This window comes from Erythrobacter sp. S57(2025), assembly GCF_057365055.1.
Genome location: NZ_CP200299.1, coordinates 1,741,044 through 1,762,747 on the forward strand (window position 1 = coordinate 1,741,044; position 21,704 = coordinate 1,762,747).

Annotated in this window: 20 protein-coding genes; 9 read left to right on the forward strand and 11 right to left on the reverse strand. The window is 56.7% G+C overall.

Annotated elements, in window-relative coordinates; all coding sequences use genetic code 11:
* The first annotated feature begins 65 nt into the window (after positions 1 to 65).
* Positions 66 to 317 (forward strand): phosphoribosylformylglycinamidine synthase subunit PurS, encoded by a 252-nt coding sequence (gene purS, locus AC0V6N_RS08475; protein WP_486171133.1) that lies wholly within the window; start codon positions 66 to 68, stop codon positions 315 to 317.
* A complete protein-coding gene (gene purQ / locus AC0V6N_RS08480) occupies positions 317 to 1,021 on the forward strand; it encodes a phosphoribosylformylglycinamidine synthase subunit PurQ (RefSeq protein ID WP_486171134.1) in 705 nt (234 codons plus the stop codon). The genes purS and purQ overlap by 1 nt, the downstream gene beginning before the upstream one ends.
* Here the strand turns inward: purQ and AC0V6N_RS08485 are convergent.
* Positions 1,018 to 3,375 (reverse strand): putative bifunctional diguanylate cyclase/phosphodiesterase, encoded by a 2,358-nt coding sequence (locus AC0V6N_RS08485; RefSeq protein WP_486171135.1) that lies wholly within the window; start codon positions 3,373 to 3,375, stop codon positions 1,018 to 1,020. The genes purQ and AC0V6N_RS08485 overlap by 4 nt on opposite strands.
* A gap of 117 nt (positions 3,376 to 3,492) precedes the next feature.
* A complete protein-coding gene (gene glmS / locus AC0V6N_RS08490; RefSeq protein WP_486171136.1) occupies positions 3,493 to 5,316 on the reverse strand; it encodes a glutamine--fructose-6-phosphate transaminase (isomerizing) in 1,824 nt (607 codons plus the stop codon).
* A gap of 278 nt (positions 5,317 to 5,594) precedes the next feature.
* On the opposite strand from glmS, the gene AC0V6N_RS08495 reads away from it, so the two are divergent.
* From AC0V6N_RS08495 to AC0V6N_RS08505, 3 genes are read left to right on the forward strand one after another with little or no spacing between them, the layout of a single operon-like run.
* Positions 5,595 to 6,611 carry a glycosyltransferase family 2 protein gene (locus tag AC0V6N_RS08495; RefSeq protein WP_486171137.1) on the forward strand — a complete coding sequence of 339 codons (1,017 nt, stop codon included), beginning with the start codon at positions 5,595 to 5,597 and terminating at the stop codon, positions 6,609 to 6,611.
* 14 nt (positions 6,612 to 6,625) lie between these two features.
* On the forward strand, positions 6,626 to 8,299 hold the full coding sequence (locus AC0V6N_RS08500) for an ArnT family glycosyltransferase (RefSeq protein ID WP_486171138.1): 1,674 nt from the start codon (positions 6,626 to 6,628) through the stop codon (positions 8,297 to 8,299).
* A gap of 3 nt (positions 8,300 to 8,302) precedes the next feature.
* Positions 8,303 to 9,406, forward strand: coding sequence for a glycosyltransferase family 4 protein (locus AC0V6N_RS08505; protein WP_486171139.1), 1,104 nt, complete (start codon positions 8,303 to 8,305; stop codon positions 9,404 to 9,406).
* On the opposite strand, the gene AC0V6N_RS08510 is transcribed toward AC0V6N_RS08505, so the two are convergent.
* Complete coding sequence (locus tag AC0V6N_RS08510) at positions 9,403 to 10,485, reverse strand: glycosyltransferase family 2 protein (RefSeq protein WP_486171140.1); 1,083 nt, start codon at positions 10,483 to 10,485, stop codon at positions 9,403 to 9,405. The genes AC0V6N_RS08505 and AC0V6N_RS08510 overlap by 4 nt on opposite strands.
* A 93-nt stretch (positions 10,486 to 10,578) precedes the next feature.
* On the opposite strand from AC0V6N_RS08510, the gene AC0V6N_RS08515 reads away from it, so the two are divergent.
* The gene (locus AC0V6N_RS08515; RefSeq protein WP_486171141.1) at positions 10,579 to 11,313 is read left to right on the forward strand and encodes a methyltransferase domain-containing protein; all 735 of its coding nucleotides are present in this window, start codon (positions 10,579 to 10,581) and stop codon (positions 11,311 to 11,313) included.
* Here the strand turns inward: AC0V6N_RS08515 and AC0V6N_RS08520 are convergent.
* Positions 11,310 to 12,599 (reverse strand): lipopolysaccharide biosynthesis protein, encoded by a 1,290-nt coding sequence (locus AC0V6N_RS08520; RefSeq protein ID WP_486171142.1) that lies wholly within the window; start codon positions 12,597 to 12,599, stop codon positions 11,310 to 11,312. The genes AC0V6N_RS08515 and AC0V6N_RS08520 overlap by 4 nt on opposite strands.
* A gap of 353 nt (positions 12,600 to 12,952) precedes the next feature.
* On the opposite strand from AC0V6N_RS08520, the gene AC0V6N_RS08525 reads away from it, so the two are divergent.
* Positions 12,953 to 14,497, forward strand: a complete 1,545-nt coding sequence (locus AC0V6N_RS08525) for a TadA family conjugal transfer-associated ATPase (protein WP_486171143.1) — start codon at positions 12,953 to 12,955, stop codon at positions 14,495 to 14,497.
* Between the two features lie 44 nt (positions 14,498 to 14,541).
* Here AC0V6N_RS08525 and AC0V6N_RS08530 read toward each other — a convergent pair whose 3' ends face one another.
* Positions 14,542 to 14,787 (reverse strand): hypothetical protein, encoded by a 246-nt coding sequence (locus AC0V6N_RS08530; RefSeq protein WP_486171144.1) that lies wholly within the window; start codon positions 14,785 to 14,787, stop codon positions 14,542 to 14,544.
* A 66-nt stretch (positions 14,788 to 14,853) separates the two neighbouring features.
* Between AC0V6N_RS08530 and AC0V6N_RS08535 the strand changes: the two genes are divergently transcribed.
* On the forward strand, positions 14,854 to 15,768 hold the full coding sequence (locus AC0V6N_RS08535) for a DMT family transporter (protein ID WP_486171145.1): 915 nt from the start codon (positions 14,854 to 14,856) through the stop codon (positions 15,766 to 15,768).
* Between the two features lie 23 nt (positions 15,769 to 15,791).
* Positions 15,792 to 15,968 carry an entericidin A/B family lipoprotein gene (locus AC0V6N_RS08540; RefSeq protein WP_486171146.1) on the forward strand — a complete coding sequence of 59 codons (177 nt, stop codon included), beginning with the start codon at positions 15,792 to 15,794 and terminating at the stop codon, positions 15,966 to 15,968.
* On the opposite strand, the gene AC0V6N_RS08545 is transcribed toward AC0V6N_RS08540, so the two are convergent.
* From AC0V6N_RS08545 to AC0V6N_RS08570, 6 genes are all read right to left on the reverse strand, one after another.
* A complete protein-coding gene (locus AC0V6N_RS08545; protein WP_486171147.1) occupies positions 15,953 to 16,555 on the reverse strand; it encodes a DUF938 domain-containing protein in 603 nt (200 codons plus the stop codon). The genes AC0V6N_RS08540 and AC0V6N_RS08545 overlap by 16 nt on opposite strands.
* A gap of 6 nt (positions 16,556 to 16,561) precedes the next feature.
* The gene (locus AC0V6N_RS08550) at positions 16,562 to 18,124 is read right to left on the reverse strand and encodes a long-chain-fatty-acid--CoA ligase (protein ID WP_486171148.1); all 1,563 of its coding nucleotides are present in this window, start codon (positions 18,122 to 18,124) and stop codon (positions 16,562 to 16,564) included.
* 119 nt (positions 18,125 to 18,243) lie between these two features.
* Positions 18,244 to 18,705 (reverse strand): ABA4-like family protein, encoded by a 462-nt coding sequence (locus AC0V6N_RS08555; protein ID WP_486171149.1) that lies wholly within the window; start codon positions 18,703 to 18,705, stop codon positions 18,244 to 18,246.
* A gap of 6 nt (positions 18,706 to 18,711) precedes the next feature.
* Entirely contained in the window at positions 18,712 to 19,449 is a 738-nt protein-coding gene (locus AC0V6N_RS08560; RefSeq protein WP_486171150.1) for an NAD(P)H-binding protein, read from the reverse strand.
* Entirely contained in the window at positions 19,442 to 20,635 is a 1,194-nt protein-coding gene (locus AC0V6N_RS08565) for a deoxyguanosinetriphosphate triphosphohydrolase (protein ID WP_486171151.1), read from the reverse strand. The genes AC0V6N_RS08560 and AC0V6N_RS08565 overlap by 8 nt, the downstream gene beginning before the upstream one ends.
* 338 nt (positions 20,636 to 20,973) lie before the next feature.
* Positions 20,974 to 21,678: an aspartate/glutamate racemase family protein gene (locus tag AC0V6N_RS08570; RefSeq protein ID WP_486171152.1), complete on the reverse strand. Its 705-nt coding sequence runs from the start codon at positions 21,676 to 21,678 to the stop codon at positions 20,974 to 20,976.
* Positions 21,679 to 21,704: the final 26 nt, after the last annotated feature.

Consider the following 21,704-nt stretch of genomic DNA (forward strand, 5'->3'; position numbering starts at 1 on the left):
AGCCTGCACAAGCGCTATAGGCTCCGCTTTGCAGTCTGCAATTCCAGCCTCAGGAACCATGCCTCATGAAAGTTCGCATCCTTGTTCGCCTAAAGCCCGGTGTTCTCGATCCGCAAGGGCGCGCAGTGCACCATTCGCTGGACTCGCTTGGCTTTGAAGGTGTCGAAGATGTCCGCATCGGCCGCATGATTGAAATGGATGTGGCCGATGGTACCTCAGATGAAACGCTCAATTCGATGTGCGAAAAGCTGCTTGCGAACATGGTGATCGAAGACTTCGCTGTTGAGAAATTGGACGGCACGAAGGAGCCTGCTTGATGACGGGCGGTGCCAACAGCTTCAAAGCCGCGGTGATAACTTTCCCCGGTTCAAACTGCGATCGCGATATGGCGGTGGCGATTGAGGCGGTAACTGGACAGCCTGCGATCCGAGTATGGCATGGCGATGCTGACTTACCCTCAGGTCTTGATTTCATCGCGCTGCCCGGCGGATTTTCTTATGGCGACTATCTGCGATCTGGCGCGATGGCAGCGAAGAGCCCGATCCTGCGCGCAGTGATCTCCGCCGCAGAGCGCGGCGTTCCCGTCCTTGGCGTATGCAACGGCTTCCAAGTCCTCACAGAAAGCGGGCTGCTGCCCGGCGCTTTGATGCGCAACGCTGGCCAGAATTTTGTGTGCCGCACGGTGGAGCTGGAAGTGACCAACACCTCATCACCTTTTACCAGTGGCTTTGGAAAAGGCGCGAAACTGCGCATTCCGGTCGCGCATCACGATGGCAATTACTTCGCTGATGAAGCCACATTGGACGCGCTGGAGGCTGAGGACCGTGTGGCGCTTCGCTATACTGATAACCCCAATGGATCGCGTCGCGACATCGCCGGAGTGCTCAGCGAAAATGGCCGCGTCTTGGGCATGATGCCGCATCCTGAACGTGCAATGGAGCCCGCCGCTCACCCCTCAATGGGCGGAGATGATGGCCGCGCAATGTTTGAGAATGTCGTTCGCGGTCTGGTGAGCGCTTAGGCTCTCATCCTGCCGGTTTTGACGTCGAACAAGCGCCGCGCCTCTTCGCTGGCCATAGGTCGGCCAAAGTAGAACCCTTGGATTTTGTCGCAGCCTAGGTTGCGGATCAATTCTGCTTGCGCGCCGTCTTCGACACCTTCGGCGGTGGTGGACATCTGGAGGCTCTTGGCCATCGCCACAACGGCGTTGATGATAGCAAGGCTCTCATTGCTGCCTTGCGCTGCCCCTTGCACAAATGTGCGGTCGACCTTGATCGTTGAGAACTTCAGTTTGCGTAGGTAGCCGAGCGAGGAATAGCCGGTTCCAAAATCGTCCAGGGCAACCGAGCAGCCGAGCGCCATCGCTTGTTCCAGCGCATTTCGTGCAACGCTGGCATCACGCAAGAATATGCTCTCGGTCACTTCGATCTCGAGCCGTTCGGGGCGTAGGCCCGTGGCAGCGAGGGAATTGACAACCTCCTGATGGAAATCAGGCTCCAGCAGCTGCTCTGGCGATACGTTGACATTGACCTTGATATGGTCGGGCCAATTGCGCGCTTCCATACAAGCCTGACGCAGCACCCATTGGCCAATCGGGACGATCAGGCGGGTGTCTTCGGCGAGCGGGATAAATTTGCCGGGGCTGACAAAGCCGTGTTCGGAACTGTTCCAGCGAACCAGAGCCTCAAAGCTAACGATATTCTCGCTGCGAGCGTCCACGACAGGCTGATAATGCAGCACGAATTCATCGAGTCCCAACGCTTTGCGCAACGACACCTCCAGCTTGCGACGCTCTTCGGCAGAGGCGTGGAGGACAGGTTCAAAACGGCAATGCTCGCCGCCGCCAATATCCTTTGCGCGGTAGAGAGCGAGGTCGGCATTACGCATCAATTCTTCGACGCCCTTGCCATCGCGCGGGCCGATAGCAGAGCCGACACTTGCTCCGACATACAGGGTGTGGTGGTCCACTTGGTATGGTTCAGTGAGAGCATTGATAACCTTATGCGCCAGTTGCTGCACATAATTGCTGTTGCTCGCGTCACGGATCACGATGGCGAATTCGTCCCCACCAAGCCGGCCGACCATTGAATTGTCGTCCATCAAGGCTTCGAGGCGGGCGGAAACTTGTGCAAGCAATTTGTCGCCGGTCATGTGTCCTAGGGAATCGTTCACCGCTTTGAACCGGTCGAGATCAACCATCAGCAATGCACAGCGCGATTTCCAATGTTCCGCATGCGACATCGCCTCACCCAGCGCCTCTGTCAGCATAAGCCGGTTGGGCAGAGAGGTAAGCGTATCATAGCGCGCAAGGTAGGCAATCTTCTCGCTGGATTCGCGCTGGGCCGTGACGTCAGAGCCAACACCTCTGAACCCAGTGAAGCGTCCGCGTTCATCCCTGATCGGTGTGCCAGACAGCTCCCACCAGCGCTCTTCACCCTTGATCGCGACCTGCACGATAAGGTTGGAGAAATTTTCGCGATTGCGCAGGCGTTCGGCCAGTTCATGCAGACTGGGAGGAAAGTTCCCGCTCTCCCAGTTTTCGCCAGCGATCAGCTCCAACAACGGAGTGCCTTCAACGTCTCGCTCTTTCTCCGATAATGCGAATGCAAAGCGCGGAGAAACCGAGCGCACGCGGCGCTGAGGGTCAACCTCCCACAGCCAGTCAGCCTCGTTCTCTTCAAATTCGCGCAGCAGCAACGATACGACATCTTCCTTCTCGGCAATTCCATCCTCAGCAATGCGAGCAGTCAGGAATGTGCGCGCCACCTCAATAGTGCCAAGCGTGGTCGACACTTGGAAGATGATCACGGCACCAACGATGCCCCATTCGCCGCGCATCGCCGGGTAAAAGCCGACAGCGGCGCCTATGATGAGCGCGAAAATGACGATGCTGATCGGTGCTGCGGTGTAGAAATAGACCGCGCCCGCCACCAGAATGAACGCGACGAAATGCAGCGCGGTCAGCTCAATGGCGCTTCCCATCGGCGCAAAGACCAAGAGCGGGATCGCCCAGACCAGACCGGACAGGACCGCGGTTGACCCTTGCCGTACGAAATCCGTCTTTGCATCGTTTCTGGTCACACTCGCCGCAACGTCGCGGTCAAGCTTTGCGGCACGAACATGGACCGCGCCAAGGCTGATCAGCCACAGGCAAAGCCAAGGCAGAGCGACAAATGGCAGATAGAGCTGCACGACAAACACACCCAGCATAATGTGCGAGAATGCGCGGTGAAACGTGAGTTTTGCGAGCGTGGCGTGTTGTAGTCCACGCAAACGCGACCAGTCATACTCACCCCTGTTCGACAGGCCAAAAATGGCCGAAACGGGCAGGTCCTGCGATACGGCCTGATTGGGTGGGGATGCTGCGTCACTCACAACACAGGCGATTAACCTCGAAAGGTTAGTGGGCGGTAAAGTATTCGGTCAAATTCGCAGACTTATTTTTTGCCTTTTATCAGAGTGATTTAACCCTTTTGAAAAGGCTCATCAAATTCACTCAACCGTCACTGATTTGGCAAGATTGCGTGGTTGGTCGACATCCGTGCCCTTAACGACGGCTACGTGATAGGCCAGCAATTGCACAGGAATCGCATAGACGAGCGGCGCGATAAGCGGGTGTACGACCGGCATTTCGATGGTTGCAAGGCAGCCCTCGCCTGCTTGTTCAAGACCTTCAGCGTCGGAGATCAAAACCACTTTGCCCCCGCGTGCTCGCACCTCCTCCATGTTCGAAACGGTCTTTTCAAACAATGGTCCTGATGGCGCGATAACGACCACGGGGACCTCGTCATCAATCAAAGCAATTGGCCCGTGCTTCATTTCACCCGAAGCATAACCTTCGGCATGTATATAACTGATTTCCTTGAGCTTTAATGCACCTTCAAGCGCCAATGGAAAATCCTGCCCGCGGCCCAAATACAGCACGTCGCGCGCTGGTGCGATCAATGGCGCCATGGCGGCAATATCATCGTCATGGGCAAGCGCTGCGTTCAATGCGGCAGGCGCTTCGAGCAGGTGGGCGACCACTTCCTTTTCCTGTTCGCGCGTAAAGCGGCCTTTCACCACGGCCATGTTGGCGGCCAGCGCAGCCAAAACAGCAAGCTGGCAAGTGAACGCCTTTGTCGAAGCTACCCCGATCTCTGGTCCCGCATGGGTTGGAAGCAGCAAGTCCGCTTCGCGCGCCATCGAACTGGTGGGAACATTCACTACCACGCCGATCACTTGCCCGTTGGCCTTGCAATGCCTTAGCGCAGCCAGCGTGTCAGCAGTTTCACCGCTTTGCGAGATAAACAGCGCTAGACCGCCCTCCTCCAGAACTGGGTCGCGATAGCGGAACTCGGACGCGACATCGATATCGACAGGAACGCGGGCAAATTGTTCGAACCAGTATTTTGCGACCAGCCCGGCATAAAAGGATGTGCCGCAAGCAACGATGGTCAATCGGCGGATGCCCGAGAGGTCAAAATCGAATTGCGGCAGGGCCACGGAATTGTCTTCGCGCCGCAAATAAGATGAGAGCGTCTGGGCAACCACAGTCGGCTGCTCAAATATCTCTTTTTGCATGAAGTGGCGGTAATTGCCCTTCTCGACAGCAGCAGCCGATGCGCCAGACGGCTGCACAGGTCGGAAGGTCTCACGACCCTCTTCATCGAAAATCTGTGCGCTATCGTGGCGGATAACGACCCAGTCACCCTCTTCAAGATAGGTGATGCGCTGAGTAAGTGGAGCAAGCGCAAGTGCGTCCGATCCCAGATACATTTCACCGTCACCATGACCGACAACCAGCGGCGATCCAAGCCGTGCTCCAATCAACAGATCAGGGTGCGAGCGGAAGGTGATTGCCAGAGCAAAAGCACCGCGAAGGCGCGGCAATACGATCCGCACCGCATCCTCTGGCCCTGCCCCGCCCTCAATTTCGCGCGAGATCAGGTGAGCGACAACTTCGCTATCGGTTTCACTTTCAAAGCTGCGACCATCAGCCGCCAGTTCAGCGCGCAATTCTTTAAAGTTTTCAATGATACCATTGTGCACAATCGCAACTTCGCCTGTTGCATGCGGATGCGCATTGGCAGCTGTGGGCGCTCCGTGCGTGGCCCAACGCGTATGCGCGATCCCAATCGTGCCCGGGGCAGGTTCATTCTCGAGCACGCCAACCAGGTTCAGCAACTTACCTTCAGCCCGACGACGCACCATTTGCCCATCGTGCAATGTGCAAATGCCAGAGCTGTCATAGCCGCGATATTCCATCCGTCGAAGACCATCGACCAGACGGTCCGCCACTGTGTGAGATCCCACAATCCCGATAATGCCGCACATTGCTCAGTAAACTTCCCTGTTTCACGCCCTTGAATATGGATCGGGCTGTTGAACCGCGAAGGTTGAATATAGCTTGAAGATCAACCCCTCAAGCACCTGCAATCCCTCGACCAATTTGCGCAGCGCCTGCGCCACTAGATCGCGAAAGGCAAGCCGTGTTTGCAGCCTTGTCTCAGCTTGGCCATTCGAACATGGTTTACGTTTGCTTAATCCCCTCCCGGTAACCCGGCCAAATACTGGCGCTCAATGACAGCGCAAACGGGGGCTTAAAGCGAAAAATGACGAAGCTGATCATCCAGATACCCTGCTTGAACGAAGCAGAAGTGCTGCCAGACACCTTGGCAAAACTGCCGCGCGCCATGCCGGGTATCGACACGATCGAATATCTGATCATCGATGATGGCAGCACTGACGACACATCTGGCGTGGCGAAGCGATGGGGCGTGCATCATGTCGTGCGCCATCGCCGCAATCGCGGCCTTGCCGAAGCCTTTCGCAGCGGGATCGACAAATGTTTGGCCGAAGGCGCCGACATAATCGTCAACACCGATGCAGATGGCCAATATGAAGGCGCTGACATCGCAAAGATCGTCGCCCCCGTTGCTGCTGGCGAAGCTGATATTTGCGTTGGAGATCGCTCGGTCGCCAATAACGAACACTTTGGTGCAGGAAAGCGACAGCTTCAGCGGCTCGGCAGTTACGTCGTGCGCACTTTATCAGCCACCGACATTACCGATGCAGTGAGCGGGTTTCGCGCGATCAGCCGCGATGCAGCCCAACGCATCAACATCACTACGGATTTCAGCTACACCACCGACATGCTGATCCAAGCTGGGCGCAAGCGGCTTGCGATCACCAGTGTCCCGATCCGCACCCATGCAGCAACACGCCCTTCGCGGCTGTTCAGGTCAATACCGCGCTTTATCCAGCAAACCGGCGTCACGATTTTGCGCGCGTACACGACGTTCAACTCGCTGCGCGTGTTTGTTGGGCTGGGAATGCTCGCGACGATCATCGGGCTGTTTCCAATCGGCCGTTTCTTGTGGTTTTGGGCCACTGGCGATGGCGACGGACACATTCAGTCGCTCGTCATTGGCGGCGCGCTGCTGACCGTTGGCGTTCTGGTTTCAACGCTGGGCATCCTGGCAGACCTAATCGCGACGAACCGCAAATTGCTCGAAGCGAATATGCTCAAGCTGCGGCGCATCGAAGAAACGCTTGGCGCGCAGGATAAGGCCGCTGAGCCCGCATCCGTCGAGCCTGAGCAATCCGAACCGCTCAATAAAGCGGGCTGAGCGCGTCCTCCACCATGAGCGTGATGGAACCCATCCACATTCCGGACGAGGCGCAAGATCAGCCTAAGGACCAATCACGCCTAGCTATTGCAGCCTTGGTGATGATCGCGCTGATCCAGTTTCAATTTGCCTTCACCCGCACAATAAATTGGGACGAGTTCTACTTCTACGGACAGATCGTCGATTTCACACAAGGCGGCTCATTGCGCCCCTTGCAAACGCTCCATGTACAATTGTTCAGTTGGCTGCCATCGGTCGCCGAAACGGGCGTCGATGGGATAGTCATCGGGCGATTGGTGATGTGGGTGTGTGCGATAGTCACTGCCGGGTGCGTCGCTTTGATTGCAGGGAAGTTTGCGCGACGCGAATATGCCCTTACCGCAGCGCTCGTTTGGCTCGCTGCAGGGTTCACCATGCAGCATGGCTGGTCATTCCGCACCGATCCACTCGCCGCCATGTTAGTTGCAGGTGGCCTTGCCGTCCTTGCTAGAGCGCGGCTTTCGACGCTTTGGATTGCCATTGCTGGTCTGCTGATTGGGGCTGCGGGCATGGTAACATTGAAAGCCATCTTGTTCTTGCCTGCGTTCGCAGGGCTAGCCTGGTTGCGCTGGTCGGAGACGAAGTTCGATTGGAGCTTTGCCGCGCGCATCGCCGCGATACCAGTCGCAGCCGCCGTTGCCTTCGCCGCAATTTACACAGTGCATGGCGCAGCCCTGGGCGACGCAGCGGCCTCTACGGCAAGCTCCTATGCTGGCAATGTCAGCGGGTCGATGCTGTTTGCCGGTTGGCCGATCTACCTGCATTTCGCGGTCAAGGCCGCCATCCTATCGATTGCGGCGGTGGCAGCGATCGCCGTTACACTGGCGACAATTGTCAAACGCCCGCGTGACGAAGCGATTGCGCTGGCCGGGCTGATAGCGCCGCTCGCCGCGCTGCTGATCTATCGCAACACCTTGCCCTATTTCTATCCGATGATGCTGGCCCCTGTGATCGCAGCCAGTGTGATTGGCATTGCCGCGATTGCCAATCGTTACAGCCTGCGCCTGCTGCTCCTATACACTGCGATCAGCGGCGTGGTTGTTTGGATGGTCGACGGGCAAAGCCATCAGGACAAACAACGCGAAATTCAGTTGGCAGCTGATGAGATTCTTGAACAGCCAGTGGGCTATTTTGACTTTCCCGACATGCTGCCCACGCACCGCAAAGCCAATGGTTTCCTCACCCGTTGGGGAATTGAGAGCACTTATGCGCGCGGTCCAGGCTATTTCCGCAGCCGGCTTTCTGAAGAGACCGTGCCATTGCTGCTGACCGCAGAGCCTGAGGGCAACCCAACCCTGCTCGCGATTATGCAGGAACTGCCGCAGCAAGCGCGCTTCCATGAAGAAGAGCGAGACGTGCTGCGCGCGACCTATCGCGAGTTCTGGGGCCCGTTCTGGCTGGCCGGGCGCGAGGTCGATGCAGGATCAAGCGTGCGATACGAAGTGCTCGTACCCGGCCCCTACACTGTAACCGGCGATGCACTGGTACTCGACGGAGTGAGCCACTCAACTGGCTCCGTGGTCGAGTTGGAGCGTGGGTTTGTGACCCTCGAAAACTCTGGTTCATCGCGTTCGGGCATAATCTGGGGCGACAATCTTCAAACACCCAGTCGACCGCTTCCCGAACGCCAATTCTGGCGCGGATTCTGATAGATGAGCGTCATGCCCTCTGAAGTTTCCGCCCAGACTTTGTCAGATAGTGCTGCGCCCCGCGTGCTGTTTATTACGCGCAAATGGGGCCCAGCTGTGGGCGGGATGGAGACCTATTGCGAGCGTTTGACCGAGGAACTCAGCCAATTGCAGCCGGTCGACGTGATCGCGCTCAAAGGGCGCGCCAATGGCCAGCCTCCCAGCGTGGCGGCATTGCTTGGCTTCCCTTTCACAGTGCTGACAAAACTGATCGGCACAAAAAGCACACCCGCAATCGTCCATCTCGGCGATATGGCGATTTGGCCGCTGGGCCTTTTGGCTTGGTTGTTCTTCCCCGGTGCTCGCATGGTCCTGTCTGCCCACGGCACTGATGTCGCCTATGGCGCGCGTGGGGGCTTCAAGGGGGCGCTCTATTCAGCATATCTGAATTTAGGAGCACGGTGGCTCTCCAAAGCCAGCGTTATTGCCAATTCCCGCGCCACACGTGATCGGCTCTTGGCGATTGGCTGGCGCAGTGATGCGGTAGTGCCGCTTGCGACGGACCTTCGCGCAGACCCCGCGACAGATTTCGATCCCAACCAGATCGTGTTTGCGGGCCGCCTTGTGCGGCGCAAAGGTCTTGGCTGGTTTGTGCGCGAGGTGCTGCCCCTCCTGCCCGATGACATTCGGGTCACAGTCCTTGGCACACGCTGGGACGAAGTGGAAAATGCAGCCCTCGACCACGCACAAGTCGAATTCCTCGGGCCAAAACCGCAGGCCGAACTGGCAATGCACTTTGCCAAAGCAGCCTGTGTGATCGTGCCCAACATTGAGATTGAGAACGGCGAATATGAAGGCTTCGGCCTCGTCGCCCCAGAAGCGGCCAGTGCGGGCGGTGTCGTTCTAGCTGCTGCCAGCGGCGGGCTAAAGGACGCGGTGATCGATGGTGAGACCGGTTTTCAGATCGAGCCCGAAAGCCCCCAAAGCTGGGCTGCGAAGATCATCGAAGTCAGTGGATGGGACGCAGAGCGCCGCGCTGACTTCATCGCCAATTCGCAAAGCCTTGCGCAAAGCCATTACAATTGGAGCCGTGTCGCAGCCGAGACTGCAGCGGCCTATCACGCTTAACTGCGTTTCCGATTTCTAAGGGATTTGAGCGCGGTTCCCGGATCGCTCAACACGGCGCCTGCTAGCGCTGGCAGATGGAACCGGGCATGCCACAAAAAAGCAGCGATGGTCTTGGGTGAAGACAGCCCGCCAGCCCTTGAAAGGATAGCATCGGCGAGCAAGCCAGCGGTCACTTGCTTGACCCAGCGCCGATGCGCCCCGGCCTCAGACAAATCATTGGCCAACATCGCATCAGCGCCCGCGACCGCAGCAGCGATAATTTCATCATTTGCCTTAGCATTGTAGGCAAACAATTCGATCAGAGGGTCCAGCTTGCGCACTATGTCATCAGGCAAACGCGCGGCCATGTTTGCCCGTCCTATCGCTGCACAATTCTGCGCCTGCTCATATCGTTTGGAATGAGTGATCGCACCGTCATGGCGGCGATAGCGCACCAGCGGCTCTCCCATGCGAGCCGTCGGGCCAAATGCCGCCAGACGCCCCCAAAGGTCAAAATCCTGCGCCGTGCGGAATTGTTCATCGTAGAGGATCGGGGTTTCGCCATCTGGGCAGCGCTTAAAGAAGAATGTCGGATGCGGCGCGGGTGGGTTCCAGCCCAGCAACCAGCGAATTTGCCAATCATCCAGCGCTTCACTCACACGGCGAACCTCGCGCCCTTCTCCGTCAATCATCACAAAGCCCGAAGTCACGCCGACGTGATCCGGATGATCGCGCATGAAAGTCAATTGACGCTCCAAGCGTTCCGCCAAGCAGACATCATCGGCATCAATGCGCGCGATGAACTGCCCCCTCGCCTCCTCAAGCCCGCGATTGAGCGATTTTGTAAGGCCGATATTGGTCGCGTTGGTGAGGATACGGATGCGCGGATCGCGCCCAGCTGCCTCAGCCAGCATGGCAGCGGAACCATCAGACGATGCATCATCGACGATCAGGAATTCATAGTCTTCGCAGGTTTGCGCAGCGACACTCGCCAGCGTCTCAGCCAAAAACTGCTCACCATTGTGCACCCCCATAAGGACGGTAATCGCTGGTTTCGCAGTCTCAGTCCGGGCAATCGGGGAAGGCTTTGCTTTCGACATTGTTCAGATATTAACCATGCAGTTACTAAGATTTCTTAATCGAAGACACGAGAATTGAAGCGCTCTGGTTGAGCGCAATTGAGAAAGCATGAAATGGCAATTGCGACCGAATCCCCCGATTCCCTTTACGGCACCGATTTTCATGCTGACCGCGATGCACGAACCCGTGCGTCTGCTCGGATGGTTTTGGGCCAGGTAAAAGAGTGGCTCGATCCGCAAAGCGCGGCAGATGTCGGTTGCGGTGTTGGCACATGGCTGGTCGCTGCTCGCGAAGTTGGGATTGAGGAGATTCAAGGGTTCGAAGGCCCCTGGGCAAAAACAGCCAATCTCGTTCTTGCCGACGGCGAGGTCAGCTTCCAAGACCTTGAAGACAAGGTTGAGATGGATCGCCGCTATGATCTGGTGATCTCATTGGAAGTTGCTGAGCATTTGGCCCCGCCGCGCGCGGGCGGCTTTGTCACTGATCTGTGTGCACTTGGTGACTGCGTGCTGTTTTCAGCCGCTATCCCAATGCAAGGCGGCACGGGCCATATAAACGAACAATGGCAAAGCTATTGGGCGGAGCATTTTGCGAGCCAGGGCTACACCGCCTTTGATCCATTGCGCCCGATGATTTGGCAAGATGCCTCGATTGCGTTCTGGTATCGTCAAAACATGCTTCTTTATGTTCGCGAAGGGTCAGAGGCAGAGGCGAAGATGAAAGCGGCGGGCTTTGGTGCGCCGGCGATGCTCGATCTGGTTCATCCGGACCAATATCTGCACGCCGAGGCGGCTCAGCCGGCACGCGCAATTTCACGCAAAGTGAAAAAGGTATTGGGCCGGGCCTAGCCTTGCGCGGCGCGACGACGAACCTGTCTGGCGGTTACGCCCCAACCATACACCACCCACACCGTTTCAAATGCCAGGTGGGCAAACACCGCTGACATCAAACCGAACTGTCCGATAGTTGCGAGCAGCACGGCGAAGAATGCGATGTTTCCAAGCAAGATCATCGTTGTGAATTGCTTCGTAATGTCGAGCGCAACCATTATCGGCGGAAGCGCGGCCCCTGCCAAATAGAGCGTTTTCGCCGCCAGCAATCCTATCACAATCCAATAGGCTACCGCGAACTCGGTCCCAAACGCCACGACAAGGATAGTTTCTGCCGCGAAGAGCATGAAAGCGATTATAATCAGGCTCGCACCGGCGATACCGAAACTTGCACCAAGCGCGAAACGAAAGGCGCGCCCATAGACACCCTCAGCCACATAGCGAGAAATCGGAACACTCGCAGCTTGATGCAGCGGTTTTCCAAATTGCCCAACTAGGCTCGCAAGATTTTTCGCAGCACGTAGCAAGGCAGCTGCCGCTTCGCCCAGAAATGCAGCAACGATCAAAACATCACCCTCTTGGCTTGCAATACGCAGTCCGTAGACGAAATTCGTCTGCCACATCATTGGCCAAAAATTGGTAGAAGAAGCGATCGCTTCCCGAGCGTCTGCGCCGCGCAAATCACCCAGCCCTTCCCTGCGCAATGAGATGAGAGCCCAAACTAGAAAGGCGAGATTGGCAACCGCTTCACCCACCAACCAGATAATCAGAAATGTTTGGGCGCTGGCACCAGAAACCCATGCAACGATCGATCCCACCAGAATGACAAGCGACGCTGCCACCGGGCGAAGGCCAATCGCGCCAAACCTGTCGAAGCAGCGCAATGCCGCCTCCACTGCACCAAAGACCCGCGTGGCAATAACCGCGCAATAAGCAACCGCCAGCCACAACCACTCCGCCTCCAATCCAAGCAGAGGCGCCACAATCGGCAAGGCAATGATCGCGATAATCATGGCGGCCAATGCCGTCCCAAAATCGACGATCAACCCCGCCTTTACGAGCCCACGAACCCGAGCCTCTTGGCCCTTCGTTTGCGCGTCTGCCAGAAAGTTTGTGAGTACATTCACGGATTGGAAATTGAGCAATCCATCAACCACACGCACATAGGCTTGGATCAGGATGAGAATGCCAAGCGCCGCGAGTTCAAGCGCCTGCGCCGCAATGGCAAAGATCGCCAATTGCAGCACACCATTGGCAGCATTTCCGCCAACCAGCTTCCCCCATGCTCCAAGCAGTTTCTGCATCAATCCCTGTCCGTGCTATTGCACGCTGAAGTTCAGTATTCTTTGAACCTCTTAATAGTCGCACGATGCCAGCCGCATAGCGTTGCGGGGAATCTTTTACGCATTAACCAACACATAAGTTCGTCACCTTTGGGTAGGGATATAGAGGTTTTCACCTATTTTTTAGGCAGTTGCAGCGATTTCAGCACTCCTGCCACTAACCGCGAACAATCTCGCTGCGCTCAGGATTGAGCATCGGACCTTCGGGAAAAATTAAGGTTTCCAAATTATTCACCACAATTCGAGAGGCAACCTTCGTGATATCACGCGAAGAACGCCATTGGAATTTGATGTGAAGCCTTGGGGGCTAGGTAATGAGCGCATTCGGCAAAAAGGGTGGCGCTGGCGGTATGAGGCCAGGCGCAAAGCCTGCTTTTGGCGTGGCTCGGCCGATGAAAAGCGGCGGATCCAAATCTGAAGAGGATAAAGGCGGCGAACAGTTTCCGCCTCTGCCAGGCGAAGACGCCAAGCAGGCACCAAAGGCTGCACCTGCAGCTCCAAAGGCAGCAGCGCCTGGCAAATCAAACGCCAATGCGATGGACCGCCTGCAAGAGCGCATGAACGCGACCCATGCCGCCGAAGCGGAAGCTGGCGGGTTTGAGGCAAGCGTCCACAAAATCAAAGAGCAAGTGCTGCCGCGCTTGCTTGAGCGAGTTGACCCCGAAGCAGCGGCGACGCTGACCAAGGATGAGCTATCCGAAGAATTCCGCCCGATCATCATGGAAGTGCTGGCCGAACTAAAGGTCACGCTGAACCGCCGCGAGCAATTTGCGCTCGAAAAAGTTCTAATTGATGAGCTTTTGGGCTTTGGTCCGCTCGAAGAACTTCTGAACGATCCCGACGTCTCCGATATCATGGTGAACGGTCCTGACCAGACCTATATCGAGAAAAAGGGTAAGCTGACCATCGCGCCGATCCGGTTCCGCGACGAACAGCACCTGTTCCAGATTGCACAGCGGATCGTGAACCAGGTTGGCCGCCGCGTTGACCAAACCACACCGCTTGCCGATGCTCGCTTAAAAGACGGTTCTCGTGTGAACGTCATCGTTCCACCTCTGTCATTGCGCGGCACTGCGATCTCCATTCGTAAATTCTCTGAAAAGCCTATCACCTTGGACATGCTCAAGGAATTTGGCTCGATGTCAGAGAAGATGTGTACTGCGCTCAAAATCGCAGGCGCATGCCGGATGAACGTCGTTATTTCAGGCGGTACGGGCTCTGGTAAAACGACCATGCTCAACGCCCTGTCGAAAATGATCGACCCGGGTGAACGCGTTCTAACGATTGAGGACGCTGCCGAACTTCGTCTGCAACAGCCGCACTGGCTGCCGCTCGAAACGCGTCCGCCTAACCTTGAAGGGCAAGGCGCGATTACCATCGGTGACCTTGTCAAAAACGCCCTGCGTATGCGTCCTGACCGGATTATCCTAGGTGAGATTCGTGGCGCAGAATGTTTCGACCTTCTCGCCGCCATGAACACGGGCCACGATGGTTCTATGTGTACGCTTCACGCCAACAGCCCGCGCGAATGCCTTGGCCGTATGGAAAACATGATTTTGATGGGCGACATCAAGATCCCGAAGGAAGCAATTTCACGCCAGATTGCCGAATCTGTCGACCTGATCGTTCAGGTAAAGCGTTTACGCGATGGTTCGCGTCGCACCACTGACATCACTGAGGTAATCGGGATGGAAGGCGACGTGATCGTGACGCAGAACTTGTTTAAGTTTGAGTACTTGGACGAAAGCGAAGACGGCAAGATCATGGGCGAATTCCGCTCATCCGGTCTACGCCCCTACACTCTTGAGAAAGCGCGTCAGTTCGGGTTCGATCAGGCGTATCTTGAGGCTTGTTTGTAGTCAGCTTATTTTCGCGTACGTCCAGCGGATGCACGCGATTTGGGCTACAAGTTCCCCAGCACAACCGGCAAGCTAAACGCTAGGCATCCGCCGCCCATAATGGCCGCGCCAACGAATAGCGGTGTCCATGGCACCCAGCCCACGCGCTCCAAAGTCTCGAGTGAGCGGCGGGCGTTGCGGATGCGCTCCATCACTAAGCAGAATGCCGCGAATACCCATAAGGCTAGACCGACGAGAGCCATGTGCACAGCGTCGCTCGCAAAGGCGATTTGGGTGATTATATCCATCATTGCGCCTCGCCATGTAATCATGGCTCCCGCTTGCGCAATCCCACAGCGGCACTAAGGCGCATGGCAATGGATGGATCCGTCGCCCGCCCTCGCCCCATGCTTGCTATTGGATTGCGGCTTCTCACCGCCATCGTCTTTGCGACCATGGGCATGCTTGTGAAGCTAGGCGGAGAGCGCGGCGTACATCTGGTTGAGATGCTTTTCTGGCGGCAATTCATCACCTTTGTCCTGATCACTGCAGGCTTGGTGGCTTTTGGAAAGCTCGCCACACTTCGCACCACAAGGATCAAAAGCCATGCCATGCGCGCAGCCTTAGGCGGGTTTTGCATGTTCTTTGTTTATGGGGCCGTGCTGCTGCTTCCACTGGCGGAGGCAACGACACTTTCTTACACTGCACCGTTCTTCGCTGTGCTGATCGCTGTGACCATGTTTGGTGAGAAGGTGGGGCTCTATCGCTCTGCCGCTGTTTTAGTTGGCTTTTGCGGCGTTATGGTGATCATGCAGCCAGGCAGCATGGGCGCAGAGATCACCGGTTTTGGTGTGTTTGTGGCTCTGTCTGCTGCAGCGATGGTAGCGATGATCAGCTTCCAAATTCAGGATCTCAACAAGACCGAGAGCCCGTGGAGCATCATTTTCTGGTTTACTGCGCTTTCGACGCCGGTTTTCTTGCTTGCTCTACCCTTTTTCGCAAGCGCGCATGATCCGCAGACATGGGGCATTATCGTGGCGATGGCGCTCAGTGGGGCGCTTGCCCAGATATTGCTGACCAGTTCGCTTAGATTCGGGTCCGCTGGGGTGATATTGCTGATCGACTACACCTCCTTGCTGTGGGCGACGTGGTACGGATATTCGGTTTTTGATCGCGCTCCTTCTGCGACTTTATGGCTTGGCGCTCCGCTCATCATCGGTGCAGGGCTGCTCATCGCATGGAGAGAACGCCAACTGGCCATTGCTCGTAAAAAGGCCGAAGTTAACGCATAAGAGCTGCTTCGAAAGGAAAGATCATGATCCGCAAGACACTGTTGACCGTTGCTTTGGGCGCGCTCACCCTCACCGGCACGGCCTGCAACACCGTCAAGGGCCTAGGCCGCGATATTGAGTCGGTTGGCCAAGAAGGCGAAGACATCATCACGTACGCGCCGAATAAGCGCGATGAGCAGGACGCTCAGCCCGCGCGATAAACCAACGTCAGATTGTTAGCGGGCATTTCGTGGCGTGCAGTGCGGGTGAAGCCGCACTCCGCAGCCGCTTCATCCATCGCCTCAAGCGAGCGAATGCCCCACTGCCCATTTCTTGTGCGTAGGCTTTCATCAAAGGAAAGGTTTGATGGAGCGGCCTCTATTGCTTGCTCAAAAAACGGGCCGTAGAAAATGAGTGGGGTCGCCTGACCGCTAGGCAAAATCCGGGAAGCACCGGCAAACAGGCCCAATGTCGCCTCCCACGGCGCGATATGGGCCATGTTGCAGCACAAGATCGCATCCGCTGCGCGGATTTCCCAACTGTCTGGTGCCTGCGCATCGAGCACCATCGGCAGGCGCAAATTCACCCCCTCATATTCAGCCTTGTATGCCATGATCGACGCAATCGCTTGCCCGTCAGGATCGCTGGGCTGCCAATCGAGCGCGCTGAACTTTTCCGCAAAGTAGAGCGCGTGTTCTCCTGAACCTGCTGCTATTTCGAGCACAAGCCCGCTGGCCGGCAACTCCGCTGCGAGTATTGCCGCGATTGCCTCTCTATTGCGCAAAGTGGCAGGCGCATGACGTTTCATAATGGATCAGGAAACTTGCCGATCCTGACCTTGCCAATACGGCTCTCGCAATTGGCGACGCAGGATTTTACCAGAGGCATTGCGCGGCATTTCGGGGATTACATCGATACTTTTGGGAGCTTTGAAGGCAGCAATCCGCTCACGCGTATAGGCGATAATCTCGCCTTCTTCGACTTGCTCGCCCGGCTTGCACACGACGCAGGCCTTTACCTCTTCGCCCCATTGTTCAGATGGGATGCCGATCACCGCGACCTCTGCCACCGCGGGGTGGCCAAAGATCGCGTTCTCCACCTCAGCCGGATAGACGTTTTCGCCGCCTGAGATGATCATGTCCTTGATGCGGTCTTGGATGTAGACATAGCCGTCGGCATCCATGATCCCAGCGTCGCCTGTGTGCAGCCAGCCGTCTTCGTCAATCGTTTTCGCAGTCGCCTCTGGCAGGTGCCAATAGCCCGATGTGTTGGACGGCGATTTGATGCAAATCTCGCCGATCTCACCAAGGGAAGCCTCGACATTCTTGCTGGTCCGAATTTCAATTGAGACACCCGGAACAGCCTTGCCGGCAGAGCGCATCCGTTCATTGCCTTCAAGCGAATGATCGTCCGGCGGCAGCATAGTGACTGTGCCGCATGTCTCGGTCATGCCGTACACTTGCAGGAAGCCCGTTTCCGGCATTGTCGCAACCGCCGCCTTGAGCAGCTCCAGCGGCATAGGCGCTGCGCCATACATGAGATAGCGCAGGCCAGAGAAATCGGTCTCTTTGGCTTGCGGGTGCTGTATTACGAACTGGAGTGCAGCGGGCACGAGGAACATATGCGTCGCCCCGTTTTCAATCGCATCCAGCACGCCATGCGGGGTGAACTCGGCGAGCACTTGCGCACGAATACCGTAAGCCACTGCAATAGCCGCAAGGCCCGTGCCGCCAATATGCGCGCATGGCATCGCCGCCAAAATACAATCATTCGCCTCATATTTGTGCCATGGCGCATTGGCATCGAGGCTGGGTTTGCGCAGTGCGAACATATTCGCGTTCGTCAGCGTAACGCCCTTTGGATTGCCAGTAGTACCCGATGTGTAAAGCTGGAGAACCGCGTCGTGCTCATCAGCAGGCTTGTAAGTCGCAGGCTCCATTCCAGCAGCAGTGCGGAATGCCATTTGCGCTTCAAGAACGGCGGGGCCGTTTTCCATCGAAGCAGAGATTGATTGTGCGGCCTCCAAGAACTCTTTACTCGCAATGACAAGCTTCGCTCCGGTGTCACCTAAAATGTAGCCGATCTCTGGCGCAGCGAGCCTCCATCCAAGTGGAGCAATGACAATCCCAACGCGCGCGGCCGCATATAGCAACAAGAAGTAGTGATCGGCATTCTTGCCATACCAAGCGATCCGGTCGCCCGCTTTCACCCCATGCTCAGCAAACAGCGCGATAAGCTGGCGCGTGAGAACATCCGTCTGCGCATAGGTCGTGCGGCGATCGCCGTCTTCCAACGCAATCGCATCAGGGCGTTCTTTCGCCCAATGGTGCAGGAATTGGTCAAAGGTCCGGTAATCGTGGTCTACTGGGCTTGTCATAAGCGCCGCTCTCTCCCTCATTCACTCTCGGAAATTAGGTTAAGCATGACAGGCAACGCGCGTCTATCGGATTCGCGCAAGCGACCTTGCCTCTTCGACTAACGCAGCGTTCCGCGACGTTAGTCGTATCGCTTTTGTCGCCGTGCAGCTGGCTCACGCACCAACAGCCAGATGAACAGGCCAAGCGGTCCTGCCAGAAATGTCGCGAGCAAAATGGGGGCCTGAACAAAGCGGCTGATCACTTTGTCATCGCCATCGCGCGCGATCCAGAGGCCGACAAACAGATCAAAAGCGAGATAATGCACCCAGCCGATCGTCACGCCTGCATCGCTCGCGAAAATAGCGCGTACGCCTTCGATAGTGGTAAAACCAGTCGCAGCGCCCTCACCCGTCGTCGTGCCGGGCGGTAGCCACCCGCCGATCACGCCGATAATGCTGAAGGCATAAACGAAGCACAGAAATCCCACGACCATGTAGAGCAGCACCGCCATCAGTAGCTGCCATCGCGGCAAGAGGATCAGCGCTGCCCATGCGATCATGGCCAGCATGTTCGCTGTGCCAAAGACAAAATCCCACCCCATCTTTGCTTACTCCGTAAGATCCGGCTGCTTAGCGCGCCATTCACGCGCCGCGCGCTTCATCGCGTCGTTATCATGCGTAAAGCGCCCGGCGGCTTTACGCAAAGCCAGACCCAGCGCGGCCTCAGCGACCAATTGGGAATCCACAGAACGGTACATGGCCCACTTTTCTGGCATCAGCGGATCGGTGATCGGACTGGCGATCTTGGCAAGCGTTTCAAGTGGCCGCAAATCGCCCTCGCGCGATCCCTTGAGCAGGCCGGGACGCAGGATGTCGAGCCGCTTGAAACCAACTTTGGAAACGGCTTGTTCGACCTCACCTTTCACTTGCAGATAGAAATTCTTCGCTGCTGGGTTCGCGCCTGCCGAGGAGATGAGAACCAAATTGGAGATGCCCGCTTTTTGCGCAGCTTCGGCGGTTGACAGGACAAGGTCGTGATCGACCGCTCGAAAGGCTTCCTCATCGCGGCCAGCCTTGCGCCAAGTTGTACCGAGCGCGCAGATGAGCGCGCGTGGTCGCACCGCTTCAAAAACTTCGCCCCATTTCGAAGGTTCGGCGACGAACACTTCGACCCGCGCGCCCTTGGGTAATTCCGGTTCACGCCGAGCAATACCGACAATGCGCGCTTGATCACCCTCGCTCGTGATCTCAATCAGCCGGCGCCCCATCATCCCGGTCGCACCGACCAGACCGATGCGAACAGGCGCCTTATGGGCGGTGCCAAAGCTCTTTTTGCGCTCAGACATTTATCAGTCCCCTCGGCATTTCACCATAGATCGCCTCGCAGGATTGCATCGCGAACCGATCGCTCATCCCGGCGATAAAGTCAGCAATAGTTCGACTCCGCTCGGGCTCTTGCGAGGGTAGACGGGCCTGCCAATCCGCTGGCATCAGTTTTTCATCTTGCGAATAGGCCGCGAACAAACGCGCAATCACATCGCGCGCCTTCTCCGCGGCGCTCACCTGTTCAGGGTGGAAATAGAGTTTTTCATACATAAACGCTTTCAGCGCCCGCTCGTGTTCTTGCATGGCGGGCGAGAAGCCTGCCAATTGACGGCCTGCATCGCGTATCTCTGCAACAGAGCCAAAGCCCTTCACCGCCTCACGCGAATGTTCAAGAACATCATTGACCATCAAACCGATTTGATCACGGATCAATTCGCGCAATTGCCTCTCGCGCGGTGCGCCGGGAAACCGTTTTTCAACCGCGCGCCATTGATCAGCCAGAAAGTCGAGTTCCAGCAGATCGTCCAGCGTCAAAAATCCAGCACGAAGACCATCGTCAATATCGTGATTGTCATAGGCGATGTCGTCCGACACCGCCGCAATCTGCGCCTCAAGCGAGGGCCAAGTGCCAAGCTTCATCGGAAATGCCTGATCGAGTTCAGCCAGCGCCCAGTTAGGAGCTGAAACAGGTCCGTTATGCTTGGCCAATCCCTCGAGCAGATCCCAGGTTAGGTTTAGACCATCATGCTCCGGATAGGGGCATTCGATCCGCATCACTGTGCGCAAAGCCTGCGCGTTGTGGCAAAAACCGCCATGGCGCACCATCGCCTCTGACAAAGCAGCCTCCCCCGCATGGCCAAAGGGCGGATGGCCAAGGTCGTGTGCCAAGCACAATGCTTCGGTCAAATCTTCATCCAGTGCCAGCGAGCGGGCAAGCACACGGCCGATCTGCGCAACTTCAATCGAATGGGTCAGGCGTGTGCGATAGTGATCACCATCGGGCGCAATAAAGACCTGTGTTTTGGACTTCAGCCGCCGAAAGCTCATTGAATGAATGATGCGATCACGGTCGCGCTGAAAATCAGTGCGCGGACCTCTGGTCTCGCGAGCATCTGCCAAGGGCCTGATGGGCGAAGCAGACGCACCAAATTCACGCCCGCCATGGGCAAAGGGATCAGCAGCATAGGGGGCGCGGAAAAAGGTCACAGACACTCGCTTATGCCAGTGGGGAGGCGCGCTCAACGGGAACAGAAAGGCAACTTCAACGGATTGCAGTGGACAGCGGGCGCACTGGCGCAAGCGCAGGTGCAGTTCAGAGAGATTTTCGGAAAAAATGGGACCGCCCACCGGGTGCAATGGGGGGGTGGTGAGCGGTCCCAAGAGCTATTCGCTCTTGGGTCTACGGTGCGACCCGAAGACCCGGAACTTGCCGTTATTGTTAGATGACAAATTCGAGACGGCAATTAGGGTATGTGCCACTAGAGTGCACCCTTTACCGACTGGTAAATGCGACGAACCGTTTTTTCAGGTAGGTAAGTGGTGAGTTAACCCACCGCCTCTTGTTCAAGCATCCAGTTGGCAGCGGCTTCGCAATGAATTCGGGTTAAATCGAAGACCGGCAGAACATTCGCGTCCACATCAACGATCAAATCAAGTTCCGTGCATGCGAGCACAATGGAATCTGCGCCCTCTTGTGATTTGTTGGTGATGATTGTTTTGAGCGCCCGCTCCGCATCGCGCGTCACTTTGCCCACCATCAGTTCATCATAGATAATGCTATCGAGCTTTTCGACGTTCGCCATGTTCGGCGGCATCAGATCAATACCATGGCCGACAAGCCGTTTGCGATAGAAACTCTCCGTCATAACGTTGCGCGTACCGATCAAGGCGGCTTTCCTATAGCCCGCTTTCTTGAGCGCCTGGCCGACATGTTCGGCGATATGCAGGATCGGAATACCAACCGCATCAGCAACGTCATCATAGAGTTTATGCATCGAATTCGCGCCGATCAAAAGCGCCTCAGCACCGGCCCCTTCGAGCCGTTTGGCGCTTTCACTCAGGATGCCGCTGGCGCGCTTCCAATCTTTGTCTTCTCGAAGAGCGTAAAGCTGGCAGAAATCCAGGCTTTCGACCAGCATCGGCGCGGACGCCATTGGCGCTGCTCGGCGCTGAACGATCCGGTTGATCCGTTCATAATAGATGCCCGTCGACACCCAGCTCATCCCGCCGATTAGTCCCAATTTACGCAAGACGGCCCTCGAATCTCTTGAAGCAA